The organism is Mesorhizobium sp. P2_E10 (genome assembly GCF_056404235.1).
Map to the genome: position 1 here is coordinate 72,193 of NZ_JBFUEK010000004.1, position 21,524 is coordinate 93,716.

Sequence of the window (21,524 nt, forward strand, 5' to 3'; positions counted from 1 at the left end):
GCGCCGAGATGGTGTTTCGCTCGCTGCCGGTGCTCGAGCGTCTGAAGCGCATTACCGAGCTCGGCTTTCAGGCTGAGATCTGGGACTGGACGAAGCACGATATCGCCGCGATCGCGAAGTCCGGGGCCCTTTTCTCCTCGATGACCGGCTATGTGACGGGCACGCTTGCGGACGATGCCGGCGCGGACGAGCTTCTGCGCACGGCGCGGCTCTCGATCCCCGTTGCCAGGGAGCTGAACTGCCCGCGTCTCAATCTGCACGGCACCGGGCTCGACGGGCAAGGCTTGCCCATCGTTAAGTCCGAATTTGTTTCCGGGGCCATGTGGTTGAAGGCCGCCGACACGCTCAGGCGGATCGCCGATCTCGGAGAAGCGGAGGGCGTCACTTTCGTCCTCGAAAACCTCAACGAAGCCGTCGACCACCCGAAGACGCCGTTCGCCAAGGCGGCCGACACGATTGCGCTGGTGGCCGCCGTCAACAGGCCGTCGCTGAAGCTCAATCTCGACCTCTACCACGCGCAGATCGGGGAGGGGAATCTCATCGAGCTGTGCCGTCAGGCGTTGCCCCATATCGGCGAGATCCAGGTTGCCGACGTTCCCGGCCGCAAGGAGCCTGGGACCGGCGAGATCAATTATCCGGCGATCGCCCGTGCACTGAACGATATGGGTTATCGCGGAACGATCGGAATGGAGGCCTGGCCGTCGGGCGACGACGAACTGGCGCTCTCGCGCTTCCGCAACGCCTTCTCAATCTAGCCAGACAAACAAACTTCAGGAGTATTGCATGCCCAGCCATCGTCCCGTGAACATCGGCCTCATCGGTGCCGGGCGCATTGGATCTTTCCATGCCGAAAGTATCGCCCGTCGCCTCGTCGACGCCGATCTCGTCGCCATTGCCGACCCGGCCCCCGGCGCCGCCGAGAAGCTGGCCGCCAAACTCGGTGCGCCAAACGCCTATACGAGCGTTTCGGAACTTCTCGCCAATCCCGAGATTGAAGGCGTCGTCATCGCGACACCGGCGCGCCTCCATGCCAGCGTCGTCGTCGAGGCGGCGAAGGCCGGAAAGGCGGTGTTCTGCGAAAAGCCGATGGCACTGACGCTCGAAGATGCGGACCAGGCGATCGCTGCTACTGCGGCTGCGAAAGTGCCGCTCCAGGTCGGCTTCAACCGGCGGTGGGACCAGGCCTTTCACGAGGGCCGCGCCGCCATCGACGCCGGCAAGGTCGGCTCGGTCCAGCTGCTGCGCTCGCTGACGCGAGATCCCGGACCGTACGGCGGTGATCCGGCCAAGACGCCGTTGTGGACGATCTTCTACGAAACACTGATCCACGACTTCGACACGCTTTTGTGGCTCAACCCGGCGGCAAAGCCGATCGAAGTCACCGCCATTGCCGACGCGCTGGTGCGCCCGGATTTCGCCGGCCAGGGCTTTCACGACACCGCCGTCGTTACCATCCGCTTCGACAACGGTTCGATCGCCGTCGCGGAAGCGAATTTTTGCGCCATGTACGGCTACGACATCCGCGGCGAGGTCTTCGGCTCGGGCGGCATGGTGACGATGGGCGATGTGCGTCGCTCCTCCATGACGCTGTACGACAAGAATGGCGTCTCGAACGATACCTGGCGGCGCGACACCGACCACTTCGTGCACGGCTACACGGCGCAGCTCGCCTCCTTCGTCGAAGCCACGCGGACCGGCACCGTTACCGGCCCAACCGGCAAGGACGCCCGCAACGCGCTCGCCATCGCGCTCGCCAGCATCAAATCGGTCTCGGAGCGACGGACAGTCCAACTTTCAGATGTCTGACGGGACAGCTAGTGGGAGGGAGTGAAGCGAATGCCAAGACATCTTCGCGTTTTGGACACTCCGCCTCTGAGTCTTGAGGAACTGAGGCGAGCGATCGCAATGCGGCAGGTAACCTTTCCTCACAGCGTTGAAAGCGTTGCGAGGAAGGTGCTCGCCCAACCGGAGCTTATGGCCTTCGAAAGTGCCCCCCAGATCGCCAAGCACATCGGCGTATCCACCTCCACCGTGATCCGCTTCGTCACCCATATCGGGTTCCGCAACTTTGCCCAGGCGCGCGGTATTTTCCAGACGGAGCTTCGGCGTCGTTTGAGCTAGAAGCGATACTTATGTGTTTTCACCCACCGCCGACGACGTCAGGACGATGAGCGAGTTCCGCGCCGTGCTCGAGAACTCAGTTGTCGCTGAAATGGTCTTTCAGATAGTCCGCGAATTCGCTCGAGGCGATCGCTATGTGCTTGACCATCAGATCCTCGGCAAGGGCAACATCCTTTGCCCGGTAGGCCGCCAGTATGGCGCGGTGCTCGTCCTGCGTCGCGATGGGAGCGCCGCTCAGGCGCATGTAGATGTGCGTATAGCGCTGTGAGATGGTGTGGGCGCGGGTGATCATGTTCTCCAGATGGGTCATACCCGCCGGCGCGTAGAAGGCAAGGTGGAGCCGCAGGTTCCACTGGCTGATCAGCATCAGGTCGCGCACGCCCTCGAACTCGTCGATAATCGCCTCGACGCGATCGAGATGCCTTGCGGTCGCAAGCGGCACTGAATGCCGAACCGCCAGCGGTTCGAGCACGGTGCGCAATTCAAAGCACTCAAGCATTTCATGATAGGATGTCGACTTCACGACGAAGCCGTGATTGGGCATGAATTCGACCAGTCCCTGCGCCTCGAGTTCGCGCAGTGCTTCACGCACGGGTACTTTGCTGGTGTTGAGTTCACCGGCGATTATGTCTTGTCGCAGCGAGCTTCCTCCGGGCAAAGCGCCGGTGACGATCGCCTCGCGCAGGACGGTTGCGGCAAGCTGAGGCGCGGTAACACGACCGACGACGATCCTGTCGGCGATGTATTTTACCGGCGACGGGATCTCGCCCTCCGGAATAGTCAATTTCACCGTCAAGCTCTCAATCCTCCCCGGCGCTGCATCCGATCCACGAGAACAGGCCATCGCGCTCGAAATACAGGAGATTCTCGATGAAGTCTCGTTTCTCGAAAGCTGGATGGCAGCGTCATCCGGCTGCGTTCGGTCATTTCCGCTGCGGAAGGGGTTGACATGGCCGCCTCGGTCACGCTAGTACGACAATCGTAGAAAGTATACGATGGGGAACAAAATGAAAACCATGAAAATTGCAATCGCCGCGGCATTCGTCTCTCTGGGCCTTGCCGCACCCGCCGGGGCGGACACCCTGGCCACAATCCGTGACCGTGGCGAACTCGTGTGCGGCGTCCACACCGGTCTCGTCGGGTTCGGCGCGCCAGACAGCAGCGGACAGTGGCAAGGGTTCGACGCCGATTTCTGCCGTGCCTTCGCCTCGGCAATCCTGGGAACGCCGAAAGTGAAATTCGTCCCGCTATCGGACCAGGCGCGCTTCACCGCCCTTCAGAATGGCGAAGTCGACGTGCTGTCCAGAAACAGCACATGGACTTTGAAGCGCGACACGACGCTTGGGCTGCAGTTTCCGGTCATCGACTTTTTCGACGGCCAAGGTCTTCTCATTCGCAAGAGCCTTGGCGTGTCCAAGGCATCGGAACTCGATGGCGCCACTGTCTGCATCCAGCAGGGCACGACCAGCGAATATGTCGTGCGCAATTTCTTCTCCAGCCTGAAGATCAGCTTCAAGCCCGTGGTCATCGAGAGCGGTACGGAGTTTTTCTCGGCATTCTTCGCCAATCGCTGCGACGTGATCACCAGCGACGTGTCACAGCTGTCGGTGATACGGCTGACTTCCGAAAAGCCCGACGACTACGTCGTGCTGCCCGAGATCATCGCGAAATCGCCGCTTGGTCCTGTGGTGCGCGGCGACGACAAGAAGTTCGCCGATGTCGTGAAATGGACCGTCTTCGCCACCTTCACCGCCGAGGAGCTCGGCATCGACAAGGCGAACGTCAAGGAAATGCTGAAGAGCGACAGCGAGGACATCAAGAATTTGCTCGGGGTTACGCCAGGGGTTGGTCAGAATCTCGGTCTCGCCGAAGATTGGGTCGTCAACGTGATTTCCGCCGTCGGCAATTACGGCGAGATTTTCGACCGCAATGTCGGTGCCAATGCGCCGCTGAAGATGCAGCGCGGCCAGAACGCACTTTGGTCCAAGGGCGGACTTCTGTATTCGCCACTGTTCTAATGCGGCCAACTCCGGGCGCGTCAGCGATTGTCTGCATGCCCGGCCCTTTAAGCGAGTACAAGACTAGATGTCGAGACTGCGCGGTCGCATCGCGAAAACCAGCGATCGCGCAGACAATTTCACAGCGGTTCGACCGTGCAATTCAGGGAAGGCAATGGCATGACGCGATTCTTTCCAGCCGGCCGAAAGCCGCAACACATCGTCGGCCAATTGGCCATGCTTGTCGGCGCCGGCATGGTCCTGTGGTTTGCTGCCTGGATCGTCCATGCGCGTCTGGAGGCGCAAGGAATAGCCAGCGGATTCGGGTTCCTGTGGTCGCGGGCGGGCTACGACCTCAGCGAAAGCCTCATTCCCTACAGCGGCAACGACAGCTATGCCCGCGCCTTGCTGGCCGGTTTCTCCAACACGCTGAAAGTCGCTTTCTGCGCCATCATCGCAGCCGTTCTGATCGGCCTGCTGGCTGCGACGGCGCAACTCTCGCGTCATGACCTGGCGCGCGGCATCGGCAAGTTCTACGTCGCCACCATTCGCAACACGCCGCTTTTGTTGCAGCTGTTTTTCTGGTTCGGCGTCTTCACCATCAGCATGCCTGGTCCGCGCACCGCGCTCGAGCCGCTTCCGGGGTTGTTCATCAGCAACCGGGGCATCAATTTCCCGTGGCCCTCCGCCTTCGGATGGCTGATCGTCGCCTTGATCCTGTGTGGTCTGGCTGGCAGCCTGTTCCTGCAGTTGAAGAAGGACAATCTTGGGGTAGCGTGGTTCCTGCCGATCCTGTCGATGACGGCGGCGATTGGGGTCGCGCTTGTCAGCTTCTTTTCCGGATGGTTCCAGGCGGAATTTCCGATCGCCGGGGCTTTCTCGATAAAGGGCGGCGGTCAGATATCGCCCGAGTTCCTGACGCTGTTCACTGGACTTTCCGTGTACACAGGAAGCTATATAGCCGAAGCCATCCGCGGCGCGGTCCTGGCAATTCCCAAGGGACAGATCGAGGCCGGCGGCTCGCTCGGGCTCCGACCGCATCTCGTACTGATGCTGATCGTCATCCCCCAGGCTGTGCGCATTGCCCTGCCGGCCGTGGTCAGCGAACTGCTCAATCTTGTCAAGAACAGTTCGCTTGGCGTTGCGGTCGGCTATCCCGAACTGGTCTCGGCGGGCAACACGGCAATGAACCAGACAGGCCAGGCGATCGAACTGATCGCGATCTACATGGTGGTCTACGTCAGTTTCAACTTCGCCATCACAAGACTTTTCATGTTTTGGGAGCGCCGCCATGACCGCTAGCTCGGCCGTATTGAATCGACCTGGCCCTCCAACGTCAGGACGGGGTGAACGCCTGAGAAGGGCCTATCTGGGTACGCCGGTACGGATCGCGATTACGCTGCTGTTCCTGGTTGGTGTCGCTATCTACGGACCGCGTGTGATGAACTGGCTGCTGGTCGACGCCACTTTTTTCGGTAACGCGGAGCTGTGCCGGAGCAATGGCGGCGCCTGCTGGGCGTTCATCGTCGAAAAGTTCAATCTGATTATCTTCGGCGCCTACCCCCCCCGAGTTGCTGTGGCGTCCAATACTCTTCGTCGCAATGGTGTTTGGAATAGCAGGCTATGGGCTGTTCACCGAGCGTAGCTACGCCGTCGTGATCGCTTTGTGGATTGTGGCGGCGGTCCTGGGCTTCGTTCTCATGAACGGTGGCGTCCTCGGCCTCGAGACGGTGGACCGGGCGCGATGGGGCGGGCTGCCGATCACGCTCGGCATTTCGATCGTCGGTCTTGCCAGTGCGTTCCCGCTGGGCGTGCTGCTGGCGCTGGGCGCAAATTCGCGCGCTCCGCTGATTGCTTCGCCTTGCCGGTTCTATGTCGACGTCATGCGCGGCATTCCGGCGATCACCGTGGTGTTCATGACATTTGCGGTGGTGCCGCTCCTGCTGCCGAAGGACATGGTGTTCGACAAGCTGTTCCGGGCTGGCGCCGGCTTGACCCTGTTCACTGCTGCCTATTTCGCTGCAGCGCTTCGCGGAGCGCTGCAGGCACTGCCGTCCGGTCAGCGTGAGGCAGCGCAGAGCCTCGGCCTGGGCTATTGGCAGACGAATGCACTGGTTATCCTGCCGCAGGTGATCTCGGCATCGCTGCAGCCGATTGCCAATATCTCGATCGCTTTCGTCAAGAACAGTTCGCTTCTGGTCATCATCGGTCTTTTCGACCTGCTCGGCTCGGCAAGGGCCAGCCTTTATGACGGCGATTGGCAAGGGTTCTACAAGGAGCTCTATCTGTTCGTTGGCCTGACCTACCTCGTCATTTGTCTTTTCATCCAGTTCTACATCGAAGCCATCCAACGAGAACGCGCTTCTCGCGTCTCCCACTGACAGGGCAGGGCCGTGAAAGAAATCATTGAAATACCACTCGTTTCAGCGGCTTTGCGTCGCCTCGGCACCCCGACCTCTTTGCTGATCCGGTCGGGCTCGATGCTCTATTCATGCGGGATTCCGCCGATCGATCCGGTCACCGGCGAGATCGTGGAGGGGACGGTTGCCGAACAGACCCACGCGGTGTTTCGGATCATGAAGCTTGCTCTGGACGCAGCGGGCTCGTGTCTGGAGCGGGTCGTCAAGACGACGATTTTCGTCACCGATCCCGATCAGATGGAAGCGGTGAACGGCGTCTATCGCGGGTACTTTCAGAACGACCCGCCTGTCCGCTCCTTTGTTGCGGTCAAGCCTTGGCCGTTCCGCTTTGACATCGAAATCGAGATGGTCGCGTCGGTCGGCGACTAGCGCCTGGCGCTGCAACCATTCGCGATCCTTTCCACTCGGATATGCACAGGAGGTTCTCCATGGCTTTCCCCGCCTCACTCCGCATGAACGCGGACCGCTTCTGGTCGACGATCGAAGCATCGGCGCAGATCGGCATCGGTCGTGAAGGCGGTCTGTCGCGCCTGGCGCTTGGTGATGCCGACAAGACGATGCGCGATCTCTTCGTTGACTGGTGCCGGGAGGCGGGGCTCGCCGTCACGGTGGATGCGACAGGCAGCATTTTTGCGCGGCGGGCCGGTGTCGATAACAGCCTTGCTCCGGTACTGATCGGCAGCCATCTCGACACCCAGGCCAATGGCGGCCGTTTCGACGGCATCGCCGGCGTGCTTGCCGGACTGGAACTTGTGCGCAGCCTGAACGATGCCGGCCATGTCACCAAACGGCCGATCGAGATCGTCAACTGGACGAACGAGGAGGGTGCGCGGTTTTCCCCACCGATGGTCGCTTCTGGATGTTTCGCCGGCGCGTACGCGCTCGACTGGGTGCACGCCCGACCTGCGGACGACGGCCCTACCTTTGGCGAGGAATTGAGGCGCATCGGCTACCTCGGCGACGCACCTGTCGGTGGCCGACCGATCGACAGCTATTTCGAATTGCACATCGAGCAGGGTCCGGTGCTCGATGCCGAGAAGGTACAGGTTGGGGTCGTCACCCATGGCTACGCGTCACATGGCGCGCTGGTGGAGTTTCGCGGCCAGACGGCACATACCGGCCCGACCCCAATGGACAAGCGGCACAACGCTTTGTTGGCGGCCGCCCGACTGCTCGTAGCCGTGGATGACATCGGTTGGGAACACGCGGGAACAGGCGGCAAGGCGACGGCGGCAAGACTGGTCGCCTGGCCCAACAAGCCGGGCATTCTCTCCGACTGGTCGCAGGCTGTCTGCGACGTGCGCCATGACGATCCAAACATTGCCAGAGCGATGGCCGAGCGCATGCACGCTGCAGTGACCGAGGCGGCCAGTCGTGCGGCGTGCGAGGCAAAGATCCTCGACACTTGGGAGTGGGGAGGCAGGATATTCGCGCCGGTACTGGTCGATCTGGTGCGGCGGAAAGCGCAAGAGTTGGGCTACAGCCATCGCGACCTGCCGAGCCAGGCCGGCCACGATGCCTATTTCATGGCGCGCATTTGTCCGACCACCATGATCTTCACGCCGTGCAAGGACGGCATTACCCACAACAATGCGGAGTTCACGACCAGGGATGAGATCGCGCCCGGTCTCAACGTGCTGCTCCACGGCGTTGTGGCGGACGCCGATCGGGCTTGACCAAGCCAAGGCACTGACATGATTTGCCTCTATGGCCCGTACGGCCAAGGGCCGGTTGATGCTGCTCGACGATCTCTTCAAGTCCTTAGGCGTGACGCCTGACGCCTTCATGGATGCAGCGCGCGACGGCAGTGCCAGCATGCGGCTCAGCTGATGGCCGATCGACGCCTGGGGCTTACGGGATCGGCGTCTCGCCGCGAAACAGCGGCTGGTGCGCCCGCATCAAGCCGGCAATCCGGTTGGCGACCTTTCGCACCGCTGGGGCGTGACGTTCCTCGTGATGGGTGACGATCCATTGGTCGGTTTCGAGTTCGGGGATGGGCTGAGCGACGCGCACCAGCCGCGGATCGCTGTCGCCGACGAAGCACGGAAAGACCGAAAGACCGGCGCCGGCGGCCACCAGTTCGCGCGCCGAATGGGTGTTATTGCCGCGCACGGCGATGCGGTCGCCGTGATGGGCTTGCAGCCAGCGCGCCGAGGCAATGTTTGCCCCTTCGCCGGTGACGCCGACGAACAAGCCGGCGGCGATGCCGTTTATCAAATGGCGCCCGGAATAAAGGGCGTGGGCGACCTTGCCGCTCTGACGGCCGGCCAGCCACTGCTCGGTCGGGCGCTCGCTGCGGATGCCGATGTCGGCGGCACGGCGACCGATGTCGACCCGGTCGGTGGTGGTGAGGAACTCCACCCTTATGCCGTCATCGACCGTCCAGATCTCGCCGATATGGGAAGAAATGAAGGCCGAGGTCCATGGCCCGCATGAGACGCGGACAATGCGGTCGGGCAGGGTTCCTTCGCGCCAGCGGGTCAGCGACTGCATGGCTGCCTCGACGTCTTCGGCGCGCCGCAGCAGTTCTTCCCCGACCGGAGTCAGCCGGTAGCCGGTCTGCTGGCGCACGAACAGCGGTTCGCCGATCTGCTTTTCGAGCGCGGTGACGCGTCGTCCAAGCGTGGCTGCGCTGAGGCGCGTGGTTGCCGTCGCCGCGCTCAAGCCACCCAGCCGCGCAACGTCGAGAAACAACCTCAGATCGTCCCAACCGATATCCATTTTGCAGAAATGAAAAACTCCTTGCGACCATGGCTGTAGCGCGAAGCGGGCATCACACGCAAGTATGCAGGCATTGGAGGCATTGGACAATCCTGCCTGGCGGGACAGTGACAAGCGCCTCGACTGGCCAGCAAGCCAGCGCAATCCTTTCGATCACGCAAGCGCTTTTCGCAGATGTTTTGCGTTTTCAAGCAACCCAGGCGCGTGGGCATTGTGCGCGCCAAAGGAGACGATCATGCTGTACGACCTTCGACACCGTTTCGCCCGCTGGCTTGTCTATCGCCAGACGCTTGCAAGCCTGCGGCAGGCTCCGGACAGCACGCTGGCGGATGCCGGCATTTCTCGCGAAGAGATCCGCGCGCGAGCCCGCCACGCCAGCCGGCTTCGTTGAAACAATGGAGGCGGGCATGCAGATGATGAAGCTTTGGGATGGCCGCTCGGTGCCGCGCATCGGGATCGGCACCTGGGCGGCGGGTGGCGCCGCGCGCTGGAGCGACACGGCGACCATCTATGGCGAGGTCGACGACAGCAGGTCGCAAGCCGCGTTGGCGATGGCCTATGACATCGGCGCGCGGGTGTTCGACACGGCAGCCGCCTATGGCGCCGGCAATGCCGAGCTGATCCTCGGGCGGGCGTTGAAGGGCAGGGACGACGCCGTCATCGTCACCAAGGTCGGCTATTTCGGCGATCCCGAAACGCGCAAGATAGCTCCCGAGGATGCCTCCGCCGCGGCGATCCGCACATCGATCGACAATTCGCGGCAGCGCCTGCAGCGCGATCGTATCGACGTCGCGCTGCTGCATATCAACGAATATCCGATCGAGCGCGCCGGTGAGGTGTTCGATACGCTCGGCCTGTTGCGTCAGGAGGGCAAGATCGGCGGCTTCGGCTGGAGCACCGATCACCACGAACGGCTTGCCACCTACGCGCAGCGCGAGGGTTTCGTCGCCGTAGAGAACGACTTCAACGTGTTTACCCCGGCGAACGAACTGATGGCCGTTGCGGCGCGCGCGAACCTCATCTCGTTCAGCCGGCTGCCGCTGGCAATGGGACTGCTCACCGGCAAATACACGCCGGCCATGAAGCTGCCTGCCGATGACGTGCGCGGCGGGAATGCCGAATGGATGGTGTTCTTCAGGGAAGGCGCCGCCAACCCGCACTATCTGTCAAGGCTAGCGGCAATCCGCGACCTGCTCACCTCGGGCGGACGCACGCTTGCGCAGGGCGCGCTCGGCTGGATCCTCGCCAGGTCGGCGATCGCCTTGCCGGTTCCCGGCTTCACGCGGCCCGAGCAGGTCGAGGATAATCTCGGTGCGCTGGAAAAAGGGCCGCTGCCGGCAGCGGTGATGGCCGAGATCGACGGTGTGCTGAATGGTGCCGAGACCGCCTGAAGCGGCGGCTAAATTGCGCCAATCCGGTGGCCATGCTTGATGCCGCCGCACTTTCACGCCACATCGTGAGGGATGAAGGACGAGACAGTTGAGCGGCGTCGGACTTTGCTGTGGGCCTTGCCCGCATCGCTGATCCTGCATGCGCTCGTCACCGCGTTCCTGGTCTACGGCCTGCCTAGTACTCCCCAGAAGCCGCAGGACGAGCAAGCGGTCAATGTCGAACTCGTGCCTCCACCGGATCAGCCAAAACCGAAACCTGTTCCGACGCCGTCTCCAAAGAAACCCGAGGCCGAAAAGCCGCCGGAACCGAAAGTTGAAAAACCGCCCGAGCAAAAGGCTGAAAAGCCGCCTGCGCCGGAAAACCCGTCGAGAATCGACGTTCTGAAGCCGGTTTTTCAGTTCGGCGACAAGGACACCGGCCCCAGGAAATCCCTGGATGGGGCCAGCGCTCAAGACAACGCGCCGCCGCCGGCCAAGGATGACGATTCGAAGCCGCCTGTCGTGCCGAAGGATGCAGAGACAAAAGCGGCCGCGTCGCCAGACTCCGGGGAGTCAGCCAAGGTTGACCAGAAGCCGGCAGCCGCGGCGAAGGACATCGAACCTACGCAGGACGCCGCCGCGCCGGCCACGCCGTTGACTGCTGCCGGCGGCGACGGCGAGATCGAGCTTCCCACGTCGGCTCAAGCGCCGCAGGCCAGACCCGAAAATGTGCCGAAATCTGTAAAGGTCTCGAAGCCTGTAAAAGCTAACGCCAGGACGCCAGGCTCCACGAATGTGGTCGCCGCCCGGGCGTATTCGGGTCTTCCGGGTGTCCGCAAGCTCTACTCGAAGGGCGCGACCGGCAGTGCGTTCGCTACGACCGCGATGGATGGCATGACGCGTGATCAGCGGGTTGACAACCTTTGCGCCAGCGCGATGCAGCAGCAACTGCTGGATGCCTCTTATTTTCCCGATCTGGTGCCACGCATTCCGGTGAAGACAGGCAATGTCTTCGACGTCCCGAACGCCACTTTCCATGCACAAGGAAGATGGTACGGGCTGAGCTTCCGGTGCGAGATCGACACCGATGCGACAAAGGTCTTGTCTCTAAACCTCCGCGTGGGAGCTGCCATCCCGCCTGACGAACAGACCCGCCTTGGACTACCTGATCTGCGCTAGCAGACTCCGGCGGAACAGGATCGTCTGCAATGATCTACTTCCTCGTTTTCATGCAAGCAGGTGTTTCCGGCGGGGCAGCTGGCGAACAAAGGCGCTTGTCTATCGCACTGGCTCAGGAGCGGCTGTTCATCCGCTCGAACAAGGTTTCACCCAGCTGGCGCGTTTGGGCGGAGATACCGACAAGCACCTCGTCCTTGCCCGCTTCGAGCTGCGCAAGCGCTTCCGTGGCGAATTCTTCCGGACTGACCATCAGACGGTTGGCTGTCCCTCCACTGCGCGTGTTGCCACCAAGACCGGTATCGACAATCGGTGGGGCCATCTCCACCACACGGATACCTGTCGATTTCAACTGATGGCGCAGGCTGAGCGTGAAGGAGTGAATCGCGGCCTTGGTGGCGCAATAGACGGGAACATCCGCCATTGGCGAGAAGGCCAGCCCCGAGCTGACGTTGATGATATGGGCGTGCTCCTGCTGCCTGAGAGTGGGCAGCAGCTCGGCGATCAGATGGATCGGCGCTGTGAAGTTGATCGCCACTTCCTGATCGAGAGTGGCGATCTCCGGATCATTGTTGAAGTCGCGCCGATGCTGAACGCCGGCGTTGTTGACGACAACGTTGAGGGTCGGATGGTTCGCCTTCAGCCAATCGACCATCCATCTGCGGCTTTCGGTATCGGCGACATCGCAGATGCGTGTGACCAGCGCCGGCGCTTCTGCTTTCGCTCTCAGAAGAGCGGCTTCATTCCGGCCGCAGATGATGACCCGATTGCCTTTTTCGGAAAGGCGGTGTGCGAGCGCAAAACCGATGCCGGTTGCGCCGCCGGTGATGAGAATTGTGTTTTGTGTGAGCTTCAATGTCGTGGGTCCTTCTAATGAATGAGGAGGTGCGCCGACCATGATTTAGGCCTATCAGCGGACGTCGAGTCCCGCGCCGGCCCTCCTGGTCAAATGCTCCCAGTTTTCATGCGCGAACTTGGCCTTGTCGGCGCTGCCGAGCGTCAGGTCTTCCACGAATCTCCTCGCGTCGCCTCCCGGGCGATACTGGTAGGGATAGTCCGTCGAAAACAGGATGCGGTCGGGGCCGACGGCGGTGATGGCCTGCTGCAGATAGGCCGGACTGAACATGCCGCTGGCGGTCAGATAGAGATTGTTGCGGACATAATCGACAAAGGGCCGCGGCAACCCCGACACCCGATCGAGCATTGCGAGCCGCTCGAGATAGAAGATTACCATTTCGCCCCAGTGGCCAAGGATCATCTGAAGGTTGGGATGGCGGTCGAACACCCCGGCAAGGACGACGCGGACGAACTGGATGCCCGCCTCGTAGTGCCATCCAAGACCAAAGGTCGACAGGGCAAGATCGATCGGTGCGCCGAACCCCGCATAGTAGGCGTCGCGAACGCTCGTCTGCTGAATCTGGGGATGAATCAGGATCGGGACGCCCAGCTCCGAAGCGCGGGAGAATGTCGGTTCGAAGATCGCATGGTCCAGATTTTTCTCGCCGACGCGGCCGTAGAGAATGGCGCCCTTGCAGCCGAGCTCGAGGACACAGCGCTCGAGTTCCCGCGCGGCTGCGTCAGGGCTAGCGGATGGCAGCACCGCCAATGCCTGGAAGCGGGATGGCTTCGAGGCCACGGTTTCCGCCAGGAGATCGTTGACCCGGCGGGCCAGATCGACGGCATGTTTCCCAAGGTTGTTGAGGCCTGGCGTCGTCAGGGAGAGGACCTGCACGTCGACACCTGTTTCGTCCATCAGCGCCAGGCGCTGCTCGCCAAGATCAGCGAGGCGATTGCCGAGGATCCCGGGATTCATCCCGAGTGTTCCGTCATCGGCGCCGGCAATGGTGTTCCACGCATGTTGCACCTCCTCGGGAAGCACATGCTCTTCGATCGCAATGATCTTCATTTCTGCTCCTTACTCCTGCAGCACTCCGGTGCCTCTGATCGACAGCTATTCGCCGCGCCCAGGATCAATGGCCCGGTATTGTCACTCAGGACGTTGCGGTCAGCTGATCGACGACTGCCTGGCCGACGCCGTGCGCGGATGCCGGGTTCTGGCCGGTGATCAGGCGACCGTCGACCACAATTTTCTCCGCCCAGTTCGGCGCCGGCTGGTGCAGCGCACCCCGCTCCTTGAGAGTGGTCGCGAGCAGATAAGGCACGACCTTCGTGTACTTGACCTCGGCTTCCTCCTCGTCGGTAAAGGCGGCGACCTTCTTGCCGGCAACCAGATAGCTGCCGTCCGAGAGCGTCGCGTTCACCAGCGCTGCCGGGCCATGGCAGACCGCCGAGACGATGCCGCCGGCCTCCCAGATCTCGCGGATGATCTTCTGCACGACCGCGTTGTCGGCAAAGTCCCACATCGTGCCATGGCCGCCGGCGAAGAAAACCGCCGAATAGCGTGACGGATCGAGCTCGCCGAGGATCAGCGAGTGGGCGAGCGCGTCACGGAATTCCCGGTCGTGCCAGAAGCGGTCGTTGACCGGATCCTTGAGGTCGAAGAAGTCGATCGGCGGGTGTCCGCCGCGGATCGAGGCGATCTCGGCCGGGATGCCGGCCTCGCGGAACACCGCAAGCGGATGCGTGAGCTCGACCATGGCAAAGCCTGTCGGCTCGCCGCTGTCGCCGCGGACCGGGTGGCTGGTGACGACGCAAAGAATGGGCTTGATGTTGTCTGGCATTGTTCTGGTTCTCATGATTTGAGTGAGGCAATGTCGATGACGAAGCGATACTTCACGTCGCTCTTCAACATGCGCTCATAGGCTTCATTGATGTGTTGGATCGGAATGATCTCGACATCCGAGACGATGCCGTGCTGACCGCAGAAATCGAGCATCTGCTGGGTCTCGGCGATGCCGCCGATGAACGATCCCGAGATCGCCCTACGGCCGCGCACAACGCCGCCGGCGTTTACCGGCGTGCCAAGCGGCCCCATATAGCCAATCAGGACAAGCACGCCTTCCAGCGCAAGCGTCGGCATGTACGGGTTGACGTCGTGATCGTAGGGCACCGTGTCGATGATCACGTCGAAGCGTGCGGCGACAGCCGCCATCTGGGCCGGATCGCTCGACAGCACCACATGATCGGCTCCGAGCCGGAAGGCGTCCTCATCCTTGCCGGTTGACCGGGTGAACAGCGTGACGTCGGCGCCGAGCGCCTTGGCGAGCTTCAGCGCCATGTGGCCGAGGCCGCCAAGACCGATCACGGCGACCTTGCTACCCTCACGGACATTCCAGCGGTGGAGCGGCGACCAGATGGTAATGCCGGCGCATAGGAGCGGCGCGGCCCCGGCCGGATCCAGTCCATCGGGCAGAGCGAGAACAAACTTCTCCGTCACCACGACCATGTCGGAATAGCCGCCATAGGTCGGGCTGCCATCGTGCCTGTCGGTGCTGGCATAGGTAAAGGTCGCGCCTTCGGCGCAATCCTGCTCCCATCCCTTGAGGCAGGGCTGGCAGTGCTGGCATGAGTCGACCATGCAGCCGACGCCGACCATGTCACCCGCCTTGAAGCGCCTGACTTTCTCGCCGACCTGTCGAACCCTTCCGATGATCTCGTGGCCGGGAACAATGGGATAGGCCGTGAAGCCAAAGTGATTGCGGGCCATATGCAGGTCCGTATGGCAGACCCCGCAATAGAGGATGTCGATCACGACATCGTCGGGCCGCGCGGCGCGCCGCTCGAAGGCGAAAGGCTCAAGAGCCCCGGTGGCCGATGGTGCGGAATAGCCCAGCACATTCATTGTCCGTATTCCTTGTCGATCCAGGCGCTGTTGAAGCGCGTGACGAAACCTGCTGCGCCCGCCGAACGCGGCGGGCGCGAAGCGCTCCGTGATTTCGCGAAATCTCAGGCGTTTCCGAATGCGAACAGTGCTTCCCAATTGAGGAAAGGGCCAAGCGGGATAACATCCCAGTCAATGAGCCCGGCCTTGGCCAGCGGGAAATCGCGCAGAGCCTCCTTGGCGGCTTCGATCGTGTCGCATTCGGCGATGATGGCCACGCCCGGACGGTCCTGGCGGAAATAGATGTCGCGCACGATACCGCTCTTGTAGGCCTGCCAGGTGTGGCGGACTTCATCCGCCATATGCGGTTGATACCGTTCCATGGTGGCGCCGGGCTGGGGGACGTCGAGGCAAAGCAGTTTCATGGTGAGGCTCCTGGGTTGGGGAAAATGCGGATCAAGCGGGCTGAAGTCGGCGCACGGTCTGGGCAACGCGCCGACCCATCTAGGCTGCCAGCTCCAGATCGCTGTTGCCGGCCGCAACAATGCGGTGCATGACCGCGACCGTCCAAAATCGTTGGCGTGTTTTTGTTCTTAGCGTAGAATGAGCGTTGGCGGTGGCGACAATTCTTCCCGTTTTTGGTTCCCGCCATTCTACAATGTTCATACCCTTCCTGGGAGCAGTCGCTAGATGCGCAATCGATTTGACGGCGTGCCGGTATTCGTTGAGGTGGTTGAAGCCGGTGGGTTTGCCAAGGCTGCCGAACGGCTTGCCCTCACTCGCTCTGCTGTGGGAAAGTCCATCGCACGGCTGGAAGAACGGCTCGGTGTTCGCCTTTTTCACCGGACGACCCGCACGCAAAATCTGACAGAGGACGGCCAGCAATATTACGAGCGGTGCTTGCGTGCGATGGAGGAACTGCGGGCTGGCGAGTCCCTTCTCGAATCGGGAAGACGCGACGTCGTGGGAAGGCTGCGCGTTTCCATGCCAGTGCTGTTTGGCCGCTACTGCGTAGCGCCTGTTCTTCTCGCTTTCGCCCGCGAGCACCCTCAGCTCGAACTCGATCTGAGCTTTAGCGACAGGCAGGTCGATCTGATCGCCGATGGGGTGGACCTCGCGGTTCGCAATGGTGTCTTGGGCAGCGGCGCTGGATTGCAAGCACGGCGGATCACCAGCCAACGCAAGGTCCTCTGTGCCGCTCCCGGATATCTGGCCGCCAAGGGTGCTCCCGATGAAATTGCGGATCTGGCGGCCCATGACACGTTGCTCTATTGGCGCGCCGATCACGGACAAGCCTGGCAACTCCCAGACGCTAGCGGCAAACTCATCGAAGTCTCGGTCACGTCGCGGCTTCGGTTCGATGACCTCGAGGCCATCGCTAACGCCGCCGTCGACGGTATGGGTCTGGCCTGGGTTCCCCACTGGCTCATCCGCGATGAGTTGCTCGCCGGCTCTCTCGTTGCATTGTGGGCCAATCGTCCAAGCGCATCGATGGAGTGCTACGCTGTCTGGCCGGCCACTCAATATTTGCCGCTGCGGTCACGACTGGCAATCGATGCCCTCGTCTCCGAGTTGCCGAAACGCGTGGAGGCTTGAGGCCGTAGCTTTGCCGTCTGTCCGATCACGCTCTGAGGCAGAGTTACAAGAGCGGCATCGAGGTCGCCGCCGCGATGCTCTGCGCGAACCTGCCCGACATTCCCTCATAGGCGGTGTTCGTCATCGAGATGACGCTTCTCCTCCTTGCGAAATCGATACCCCACAAATTGCCATATGTTCCGCCCCAGGAAACCGATCCTTCGCTCCAGTTGCTACCGGTGGACGCGGGGTCGATAAGGGCAGCGCCTAGCCAGGAAAAACCCCAGCCCGGGCCCATCGCCTGAGCCTCCACGCCGACTCTGGGCGTCCTCGCCGCTTCTCGCAGATCCTCGCTGAGGAAGGCGCCGGTGCGGTAGGCTTCAAGCAGGGTCAGCACATCGCGCGCGCGGCCAGCCATGCCCGCGCCGCCCGACGGCCAGGCGGTCGCATCCCGAATGCGCTCCGGATCGAAGCGAACGCCGGGGCCCTCAATGTAGCGCTGCGGCACCTCGACACCGATGGTCATCCGCACGGGCGCCGGTGAGCCATCGTGGTAGGGAACGGCAATGTCCTCTTGCGGCCAATGAAACGCCGCACCCAATTGTAGCGGCTCGGTGACCAGGGCGCTGATCGCGCCGTCAAGGGTCGTGCCGGTAACGGCCTCAATCACGCCGCCCAGAACGTCCGTCGCAATGGAATAGCGCCAGCCCTCGCCGGGAATGCGATCCAACGGCACGCTGGCGATACGGGCGAGATTTGCTTCGAGTGAGCCCCGGCTCTCATCAAGACCATCCGACACCCCGGCGCGGGCATAGGGTCCATCGGCAGGCTGCTGGTTGCGGTAGTTCAATCCGGCTGTATGCGCCATCAACTGACCTATTCTGATGTCGGCGATCGAGCCATTTGCGAGACGAGGCGTAAACCCCGGCAGATACTTCGTCACCCTGTCTTCGGGCGATAAATGTCCGGCCTCCATCAATTTCAACGCGGCCATGGTTGTGAAGGCTTTCGTCACAGAAGCGAAACGGAAGGGCGTCTCGACCTGCATCTGTCTGCCTGTCTCACGGTCAGCAAGGCCCGCTGCCCGCTCGTAAACGATCTTGCCATCTTGGGCGACGAGCACGACGCTACCAGCGATGCGGCCTTCCGCCAGCGCGTCCTCGATCGCAACATCGATCGCGTTTGCCAGGCTGTCCGGCCGTGCCTTAAGGGCCAAATCTTCGGTCATATCCTCAACTCCAAGTTTGAAAGATGACCGCTAGATGCTCCCGCTTGATCGTGAAGTCGAGTTGGGGCATGCTTCAAGAGCCTTGAAGTGGGATTTAACGATGGACTCCGATCTTTTCTCGCTGCTGCCGGCCTTTCGCATGGTCGCCACGACCAATGGCTTCACCGCCGCCGCCGGCCCGTTGGGGATAACGCCGTCTGCAGTGTCGCAGAAGATTCGGCAGATCGAATCCCTTGTCGGAGTCCGGCTTTTCGAGCGCACAAGCCGTAGTGTCCGGCTGACTGAGGCGGGTCGCCTCCTGCTTGAAAACACGGACCGCGCGTTCAGTGACATCGCGGACGCACTCGACCGGGTTCGGACGGTTGGCAAGCGGCCGGCAGGAAATTTGCGGATCAACTTGTCGCGGCTGGCGGCTCAGGTCTGTATCTTGCCGCGACTGGCCGCCTTCGTCCGGCACTATCCGGACATCACAATTGAGCTCGCAACCGACGATCGATTGTCCGATATCGTAGCTGGCGGCTTCGACGCGGGCATCCGTTTTCAAGATACGCTGGAGATGGATATGATCGCTCGGTCCATCGGTCCGCCTCTTCGCCGCTCAGTGCTTGCCTCGCGCTCGTACCTCGACGCTTCCGGCACCCCTCAGCATCCTAATGATCTGGGAAGCCACCAGGTTATCCGATACAGGTTTCCGGGGAGCCAGCGATTGGAGCCGTTGACCTTCAACGTCAACGATCAGGTTTTTCGTCTCGATCCACCACCGCGACTGGTTTTCGACGACAATCACCATTTCGACTTTGCCGTTCGCTCGGGCCTGGGTATCGCGCAACTCTACAGAGCGACGGAGATACCCGCCATCGAAGCAGGTGAACTGGTTGAGCTTTTGACAAGATTCGAGCCGAGTCCTGTCCAGTTCAAGCTGTACTATCCCACACGCAATCAGCCGCAAAAACTTCGAGCATTCATCGAATGGTTTTGCGGTTAAGTCCATTCATTGCACAAGCCGCCGGTGCCATGCAGCGCCGCCAGACAAGGAAGGAATGGAATGATGAAGGGCACACGAGGCGCTCCACCCCCGTCCCGTCAGGGCGAAACGCGGGGAATGCGAGATCTGTATGTGCAAATGGCGGAGCTCGAAATCGATCCCGCCCAGTTCGAGGGCTATAAAGCTGCAGTCGAGGAGCAGATTGCAACAGCTGTCAGGGAAGAGCCGGGAGTCCTTGTGTTGTACGCAGTGGCTGAAAAAGAAGATCCCTCCCACGTGCGAGTTTTTGAGATCTATCGCGACGTGGATGCCTACCGCTCACATCTGGAATCCGCCCATTTCAAGAAGTACAAGGCCGCGACGGAGAAGATGGTGGAGTCACTAAAACTCATCCCAGTATCTCCTCTCATGCTTGGTGCGAAGGCGCTCGGCGTGAGCTGATCATCCGATAATTTCGAGCATGGATGAAGTGCCTCAACCAGTCCGTGGTGCACCGGGCTCGCTGGTCAGGCAAAGGCGAGGCTGATCGTTCCATACGGGCCGAAATCGGTAACGATTCTGTCGCCGTGGCGCGCTTCGACCGGGCGCACGAACGAGCCTGACAGCACCACCTGTCCGGCAGCGATCTGCATGCCGTATTGGTGCAGCCGGTTGGCCAGCCAGACGATGCCCTTGGCCGGGTGATCGAGCACGCCGGCGCCAAGGCCGGTCTCCTCGACCTCGCCATTGCGCGACAGGATTTGCCGCTCCCGGCAAAATGACGGATATAGCTCAGTGTTGTGTCACGGCGGCGGAATGAAACTGGAATCGTCTGGAGACCTGATCGTGCTGCCGCCCAGCCCCTGCCGCTGCATATGGCGGTCGTGGTGAAACCGTCGCGACCCGCCGGACCACCCGAGGTGACGATGTTGACGCCGCGAACGCCCTGCGGGCGAAGATCGCGGAGATCGTCAGGTCGCTCGATCCGGCGATCCTCGAGCAGACGCGTCAGTTTCGCCAGCGCGATTGAGAATCAGCGGCACGGCGCTCATGCCGTAAAACGTCAGCGACGGGCGGCGCCTGGCGCTGGCGGCATCGAGCCGCCAGCCGGGGGCGCGGGTGAATAGCGCCTCGATCATCGCCGCGATCTCGATGCGGGCGACATGCTGGCCGAGGCAGACATGCAGGCCAGTGCCGAAGGTCATCGACAAGGCTGCCGGGCGGGTGAGGTCCAGCCGATCACCGTCCGCGAAGACGGCATCGTCGCGGTTGCCGCTGCCGAGCACCGGTACCACACCCTCGCCGGCCTTTATCCTTATTTCGCCGAGGTCGATGTCTTCCGCCGCGATGCGGGTGGCCGCGTAGTGGATGGAGGCGCCATAACGCAGCAGTTCGGCGGCGGCGGTGTTCCAGTCGACGGCGCGGCGGTCGAGCAGGGCGCGCTGCTCGGGGAAACGGTCCAGCGCCACTATGGCGTTACCGAGCGCGTCGACGACGGTTTCCTGTCCGGCAAACAGCAGGAAGACGACGTTGGCCACCATGTCCTCGCGCGACCAGCGGCCTTCCGTCACTTCCCGCACCATGCCGGCGACCATTCCATCCGGTCGGAAGGCTTGCCGCGCCAGCCGCTCCTCGACAAAGGCCTGGCATTCGCCACAGGCCTCGGCGCTGGCTGCTGCCGGCTGCTCCTTTCGCAGGTCGAAGGCGCTGGCCATGCGACGGGTCAGTGATTTCAGCGCCCATGGGTCCTCGATCTCGAGCCCAAGAATTTCTTGCAGCAGCCAGAAGGACACCGGCACTGCGAGGCCGGCGACGGTGTCAATGCTGCCGTCATCCAGCGCCTGGTCGACCAGGTCGCGGCTGAGCGCGCGCAGGCCCCGCGACAACGTCTCGACCGCCGGCCGGGAGAGGTAGCCGGCAACCGGCCGGCGCAGTCCACCATGGTGCGGCGGATCGGCGAGCAGCAAAGACCGGGTGAGCAGCGCCATCGGCGCCTGGTCGACAAGCTTGCGGCGGACCTCCTCGTACGTGCCGGGCGGCGCCTGCAGCAGAGCGGGATGCTTCAGCACGCCCGACACCAGTTCATGGCTGAAGACATAATACGCGCCGGCAATTTCGGGATAGGGCGCCATGCCGCGCGCGATGCCGCCGGCCGCGCGCATGCGGGCAAAATGCCGAAACGGATCGTCGCCGAGCGCGAAGGGATCGAAGAAAGGAACCGTCATGGCGCG

The 21,524-nt window shown here is 62.1% G+C and carries 26 protein-coding genes and 1 pseudogene; 16 read left to right on the forward strand and 11 right to left on the reverse strand.

The genetic code is table 11. The features are described 5' to 3' along the window. Positions 1-8: 8 nt before the first annotated feature. The 3 genes from AC1D0N_RS12300 (at position 9) to AC1D0N_RS12310 (ending at position 2,121) form a co-directional block, all read left to right on the forward strand. On the forward strand, positions 9-755 hold the full coding sequence (locus AC1D0N_RS12300; protein WP_477244997.1) for a TIM barrel protein: 747 nt from the start codon (positions 9-11) through the stop codon (positions 753-755). Positions 756-783: 28 nt separating this feature from the next. Beyond that, positions 784-1,806, forward strand: coding sequence for a Gfo/Idh/MocA family oxidoreductase (locus AC1D0N_RS12305; protein WP_477244155.1), 1,023 nt, complete (start codon positions 784-786; stop codon positions 1,804-1,806). A gap of 99 nt (positions 1,807-1,905) precedes the next feature. Continuing rightward, complete coding sequence (locus tag AC1D0N_RS12310; protein ID WP_477244157.1) at positions 1,906-2,121, forward strand: MurR/RpiR family transcriptional regulator; 216 nt, start codon at positions 1,906-1,908, stop codon at positions 2,119-2,121. 76 nt (positions 2,122-2,197) lie between these two features. Here AC1D0N_RS12310 and AC1D0N_RS12315 read toward each other — a convergent pair whose 3' ends face one another. Further along, entirely contained in the window at positions 2,198-2,911 is a 714-nt protein-coding gene (locus tag AC1D0N_RS12315; RefSeq protein WP_477244999.1) for a GntR family transcriptional regulator, read from the reverse strand. 217 nt (positions 2,912-3,128) lie between these two features. On the opposite strand from AC1D0N_RS12315, the gene AC1D0N_RS12320 reads away from it, so the two are divergent. The 7 genes from AC1D0N_RS12320 (at position 3,129) to AC1D0N_RS12350 (ending at position 8,368) form a co-directional block, all read left to right on the forward strand. Continuing rightward, on the forward strand, positions 3,129-4,139 hold the full coding sequence (locus tag AC1D0N_RS12320) for an amino acid ABC transporter substrate-binding protein (RefSeq protein WP_477244159.1): 1,011 nt from the start codon (positions 3,129-3,131) through the stop codon (positions 4,137-4,139). Positions 4,140-4,298: 159 nt separating this feature from the next. After that, on the forward strand, positions 4,299-5,420 hold the full coding sequence (locus AC1D0N_RS12325) for an amino acid ABC transporter permease (RefSeq protein WP_477244161.1): 1,122 nt from the start codon (positions 4,299-4,301) through the stop codon (positions 5,418-5,420). Next, positions 5,410-5,763 carry a hypothetical protein gene (locus AC1D0N_RS12330; RefSeq protein WP_477244163.1) on the forward strand — a complete coding sequence of 118 codons (354 nt, stop codon included), beginning with the start codon at positions 5,410-5,412 and terminating at the stop codon, positions 5,761-5,763. Before AC1D0N_RS12325 ends, AC1D0N_RS12330 begins: the two co-directional genes overlap by 11 nt. A gap of 55 nt (positions 5,764-5,818) precedes the next feature. Beyond that, positions 5,819-6,499: an amino acid ABC transporter permease gene (locus tag AC1D0N_RS12335; RefSeq protein WP_477244165.1), complete on the forward strand. Its 681-nt coding sequence runs from the start codon at positions 5,819-5,821 to the stop codon at positions 6,497-6,499. A 51-nt stretch (positions 6,500-6,550) separates the two neighbouring features. After that, positions 6,551-6,907, forward strand: coding sequence for a Rid family hydrolase (locus AC1D0N_RS12340; RefSeq protein ID WP_477244167.1), 357 nt, complete (start codon positions 6,551-6,553; stop codon positions 6,905-6,907). Positions 6,908-6,966: 59 nt separating this feature from the next. Continuing rightward, entirely contained in the window at positions 6,967-8,214 is a 1,248-nt protein-coding gene (locus AC1D0N_RS12345; protein WP_477244169.1) for a Zn-dependent hydrolase, read from the forward strand. 31 nt (positions 8,215-8,245) lie between these two features. Then, positions 8,246-8,368, forward strand: a complete 123-nt coding sequence (locus AC1D0N_RS12350) for a hypothetical protein (protein WP_477244171.1) — start codon at positions 8,246-8,248, stop codon at positions 8,366-8,368. 21 nt (positions 8,369-8,389) lie between these two features. Here the strand turns inward: AC1D0N_RS12350 and AC1D0N_RS12355 are convergent, their stop codons facing one another. Further along, positions 8,390-9,259, reverse strand: coding sequence for a LysR family transcriptional regulator (locus tag AC1D0N_RS12355; RefSeq protein WP_477244173.1), 870 nt, complete (start codon positions 9,257-9,259; stop codon positions 8,390-8,392). Positions 9,260-9,494: 235 nt separating this feature from the next. On the opposite strand from AC1D0N_RS12355, the gene AC1D0N_RS12360 reads away from it, so the two are divergent. The 3 genes from AC1D0N_RS12360 to AC1D0N_RS12370 all read left to right on the forward strand — a co-directional run bounded on the left by AC1D0N_RS12360 (position 9,495) and on the right by AC1D0N_RS12370 (position 11,808). Continuing rightward, positions 9,495-9,650 carry a YjiS-like domain-containing protein gene (locus tag AC1D0N_RS12360; protein ID WP_477244175.1) on the forward strand — a complete coding sequence of 52 codons (156 nt, stop codon included), beginning with the start codon at positions 9,495-9,497 and terminating at the stop codon, positions 9,648-9,650. Between the two features lie 16 nt (positions 9,651-9,666). Further along, positions 9,667-10,650: an aldo/keto reductase gene (locus AC1D0N_RS12365; RefSeq protein WP_477244177.1), complete on the forward strand. Its 984-nt coding sequence runs from the start codon at positions 9,667-9,669 to the stop codon at positions 10,648-10,650. Positions 10,651-10,722: 72 nt separating this feature from the next. Continuing rightward, positions 10,723-11,808, forward strand: coding sequence for a DUF930 domain-containing protein (locus tag AC1D0N_RS12370; protein ID WP_477244179.1), 1,086 nt, complete (start codon positions 10,723-10,725; stop codon positions 11,806-11,808). A gap of 112 nt (positions 11,809-11,920) precedes the next feature. On the opposite strand, the gene AC1D0N_RS12375 is transcribed toward AC1D0N_RS12370, so the two are convergent. The 6 genes from AC1D0N_RS12375 to AC1D0N_RS12400 all read right to left on the reverse strand — a co-directional run bounded on the left by AC1D0N_RS12375 (position 11,921) and on the right by AC1D0N_RS12400 (position 16,192). Continuing rightward, positions 11,921-12,703, reverse strand: coding sequence for an SDR family oxidoreductase (locus AC1D0N_RS12375; protein WP_477244181.1), 783 nt, complete (start codon positions 12,701-12,703; stop codon positions 11,921-11,923). A gap of 12 nt (positions 12,704-12,715) precedes the next feature. Continuing rightward, a complete protein-coding gene (locus AC1D0N_RS12380; RefSeq protein WP_477244183.1) occupies positions 12,716-13,711 on the reverse strand; it encodes an amidohydrolase family protein in 996 nt (331 codons plus the stop codon). Between the two features lie 85 nt (positions 13,712-13,796). Then, positions 13,797-14,486, reverse strand: a complete 690-nt coding sequence (locus AC1D0N_RS12385) for a type 1 glutamine amidotransferase domain-containing protein (protein WP_477244185.1) — start codon at positions 14,484-14,486, stop codon at positions 13,797-13,799. 11 nt (positions 14,487-14,497) lie between these two features. Then, positions 14,498-15,547 carry an NAD(P)-dependent alcohol dehydrogenase gene (locus AC1D0N_RS12390; RefSeq protein WP_477244187.1) on the reverse strand — a complete coding sequence of 350 codons (1,050 nt, stop codon included), beginning with the start codon at positions 15,545-15,547 and terminating at the stop codon, positions 14,498-14,500. Positions 15,548-15,651: 104 nt separating this feature from the next. Then, entirely contained in the window at positions 15,652-15,951 is a 300-nt protein-coding gene (locus tag AC1D0N_RS12395) for a YciI family protein (RefSeq protein WP_477244189.1), read from the reverse strand. Between the two features lie 79 nt (positions 15,952-16,030). Beyond that, a complete protein-coding gene (locus AC1D0N_RS12400) occupies positions 16,031-16,192 on the reverse strand; it encodes a hypothetical protein (protein WP_477244191.1) in 162 nt (53 codons plus the stop codon). A 24-nt stretch (positions 16,193-16,216) separates the two neighbouring features. Between AC1D0N_RS12400 and AC1D0N_RS12405 the strand changes: the two genes are divergently transcribed. Then, complete coding sequence (locus tag AC1D0N_RS12405) at positions 16,217-17,122, forward strand: LysR family transcriptional regulator (protein WP_477244193.1); 906 nt, start codon at positions 16,217-16,219, stop codon at positions 17,120-17,122. Between the two features lie 43 nt (positions 17,123-17,165). Here AC1D0N_RS12405 and AC1D0N_RS12410 read toward each other — a convergent pair whose 3' ends face one another. After that, entirely contained in the window at positions 17,166-18,329 is a 1,164-nt protein-coding gene (locus tag AC1D0N_RS12410) for a serine hydrolase domain-containing protein (RefSeq protein WP_477244195.1), read from the reverse strand. A 100-nt stretch (positions 18,330-18,429) separates the two neighbouring features. Between AC1D0N_RS12410 and AC1D0N_RS12415 the strand changes: the two genes are divergently transcribed. Next, positions 18,430-19,314, forward strand: coding sequence for a LysR substrate-binding domain-containing protein (locus AC1D0N_RS12415; protein ID WP_477244197.1), 885 nt, complete (start codon positions 18,430-18,432; stop codon positions 19,312-19,314). A gap of 60 nt (positions 19,315-19,374) precedes the next feature. After that, entirely contained in the window at positions 19,375-19,755 is a 381-nt protein-coding gene (locus tag AC1D0N_RS12420) for a putative quinol monooxygenase (protein WP_477244199.1), read from the forward strand. A 65-nt stretch (positions 19,756-19,820) separates the two neighbouring features. Here the strand turns inward: AC1D0N_RS12420 and AC1D0N_RS12425 are convergent. Both AC1D0N_RS12425 and AC1D0N_RS12430 read right to left on the reverse strand, forming a co-directional pair. Continuing rightward, positions 19,821-20,054 (reverse strand): annotated as a pseudogene (locus tag AC1D0N_RS12425) (2-oxo-hepta-3-ene-1,7-dioic acid hydratase); the annotation flags it as partial. 210 nt (positions 20,055-20,264) lie between these two features. Next, complete coding sequence (locus AC1D0N_RS12430; protein WP_477244200.1) at positions 20,265-21,518, reverse strand: cytochrome P450; 1,254 nt, start codon at positions 21,516-21,518, stop codon at positions 20,265-20,267. Between the last annotated feature and the right edge of the window lie 6 nt (positions 21,519-21,524).

Bases quoted from the DNA above. Each gene is read 5' to 3' on its own strand.
- AC1D0N_RS12430 (WP_477244200.1), bottom strand. From the start codon at position 21,518: ATGACGGTTCCTTTCTTCGATCCCTTCGCGCTCGGCGACGATCCGTTT.
- AC1D0N_RS12325 (WP_477244161.1), top strand. From the start codon at position 4,299: ATGACGCGATTCTTTCCAGCCGGCCGAAAGCCGCAACACATCGTCGGC.
- AC1D0N_RS12415 (WP_477244197.1), top strand. From the start codon at position 18,430: ATGGACTCCGATCTTTTCTCGCTGCTGCCGGCCTTTCGCATGGTCGCC.
- AC1D0N_RS12370 (WP_477244179.1), top strand. From the start codon at position 10,723: ATGAAGGACGAGACAGTTGAGCGGCGTCGGACTTTGCTGTGGGCCTTG.
- AC1D0N_RS12345 (WP_477244169.1), top strand. From the start codon at position 6,967: ATGGCTTTCCCCGCCTCACTCCGCATGAACGCGGACCGCTTCTGGTCG.
- AC1D0N_RS12320 (WP_477244159.1), top strand. From the start codon at position 3,129: ATGAAAACCATGAAAATTGCAATCGCCGCGGCATTCGTCTCTCTGGGC.
- AC1D0N_RS12335 (WP_477244165.1), top strand. From the start codon at position 5,819: ATGAACGGTGGCGTCCTCGGCCTCGAGACGGTGGACCGGGCGCGATGG.
- AC1D0N_RS12405 (WP_477244193.1), top strand. From the start codon at position 16,217: ATGCGCAATCGATTTGACGGCGTGCCGGTATTCGTTGAGGTGGTTGAA.
- AC1D0N_RS12350 (WP_477244171.1), top strand. From the start codon at position 8,246: ATGGCCCGTACGGCCAAGGGCCGGTTGATGCTGCTCGACGATCTCTTC.
- AC1D0N_RS12375 (WP_477244181.1), bottom strand. From the start codon at position 12,703: ATGGTCGGCGCACCTCCTCATTCATTAGAAGGACCCACGACATTGAAG.
- AC1D0N_RS12410 (WP_477244195.1), bottom strand. From the start codon at position 18,329: ATGACCGAAGATTTGGCCCTTAAGGCACGGCCGGACAGCCTGGCAAAC.
- AC1D0N_RS12395 (WP_477244189.1), bottom strand. From the start codon at position 15,951: ATGAAACTGCTTTGCCTCGACGTCCCCCAGCCCGGCGCCACCATGGAA.
- AC1D0N_RS12385 (WP_477244185.1), bottom strand. From the start codon at position 14,486: ATGCCAGACAACATCAAGCCCATTCTTTGCGTCGTCACCAGCCACCCG.
- AC1D0N_RS12420 (WP_477244199.1), top strand. From the start codon at position 19,375: ATGATGAAGGGCACACGAGGCGCTCCACCCCCGTCCCGTCAGGGCGAA.
- AC1D0N_RS12355 (WP_477244173.1), bottom strand. From the start codon at position 9,259: ATGGATATCGGTTGGGACGATCTGAGGTTGTTTCTCGACGTTGCGCGG.
- AC1D0N_RS12300 (WP_477244997.1), top strand. From the start codon at position 9: ATGGTGTTTCGCTCGCTGCCGGTGCTCGAGCGTCTGAAGCGCATTACC.
- AC1D0N_RS12390 (WP_477244187.1), bottom strand. From the start codon at position 15,547: ATGAATGTGCTGGGCTATTCCGCACCATCGGCCACCGGGGCTCTTGAG.
- AC1D0N_RS12305 (WP_477244155.1), top strand. From the start codon at position 784: ATGCCCAGCCATCGTCCCGTGAACATCGGCCTCATCGGTGCCGGGCGC.
- AC1D0N_RS12360 (WP_477244175.1), top strand. From the start codon at position 9,495: ATGCTGTACGACCTTCGACACCGTTTCGCCCGCTGGCTTGTCTATCGC.
- AC1D0N_RS12380 (WP_477244183.1), bottom strand. From the start codon at position 13,711: ATGAAGATCATTGCGATCGAAGAGCATGTGCTTCCCGAGGAGGTGCAA.
- AC1D0N_RS12365 (WP_477244177.1), top strand. From the start codon at position 9,667: ATGCAGATGATGAAGCTTTGGGATGGCCGCTCGGTGCCGCGCATCGGG.
- AC1D0N_RS12310 (WP_477244157.1), top strand. From the start codon at position 1,906: ATGCGGCAGGTAACCTTTCCTCACAGCGTTGAAAGCGTTGCGAGGAAG.
- AC1D0N_RS12400 (WP_477244191.1), bottom strand. From the start codon at position 16,192: ATGAACATTGTAGAATGGCGGGAACCAAAAACGGGAAGAATTGTCGCC.
- AC1D0N_RS12330 (WP_477244163.1), top strand. From the start codon at position 5,410: ATGACCGCTAGCTCGGCCGTATTGAATCGACCTGGCCCTCCAACGTCA.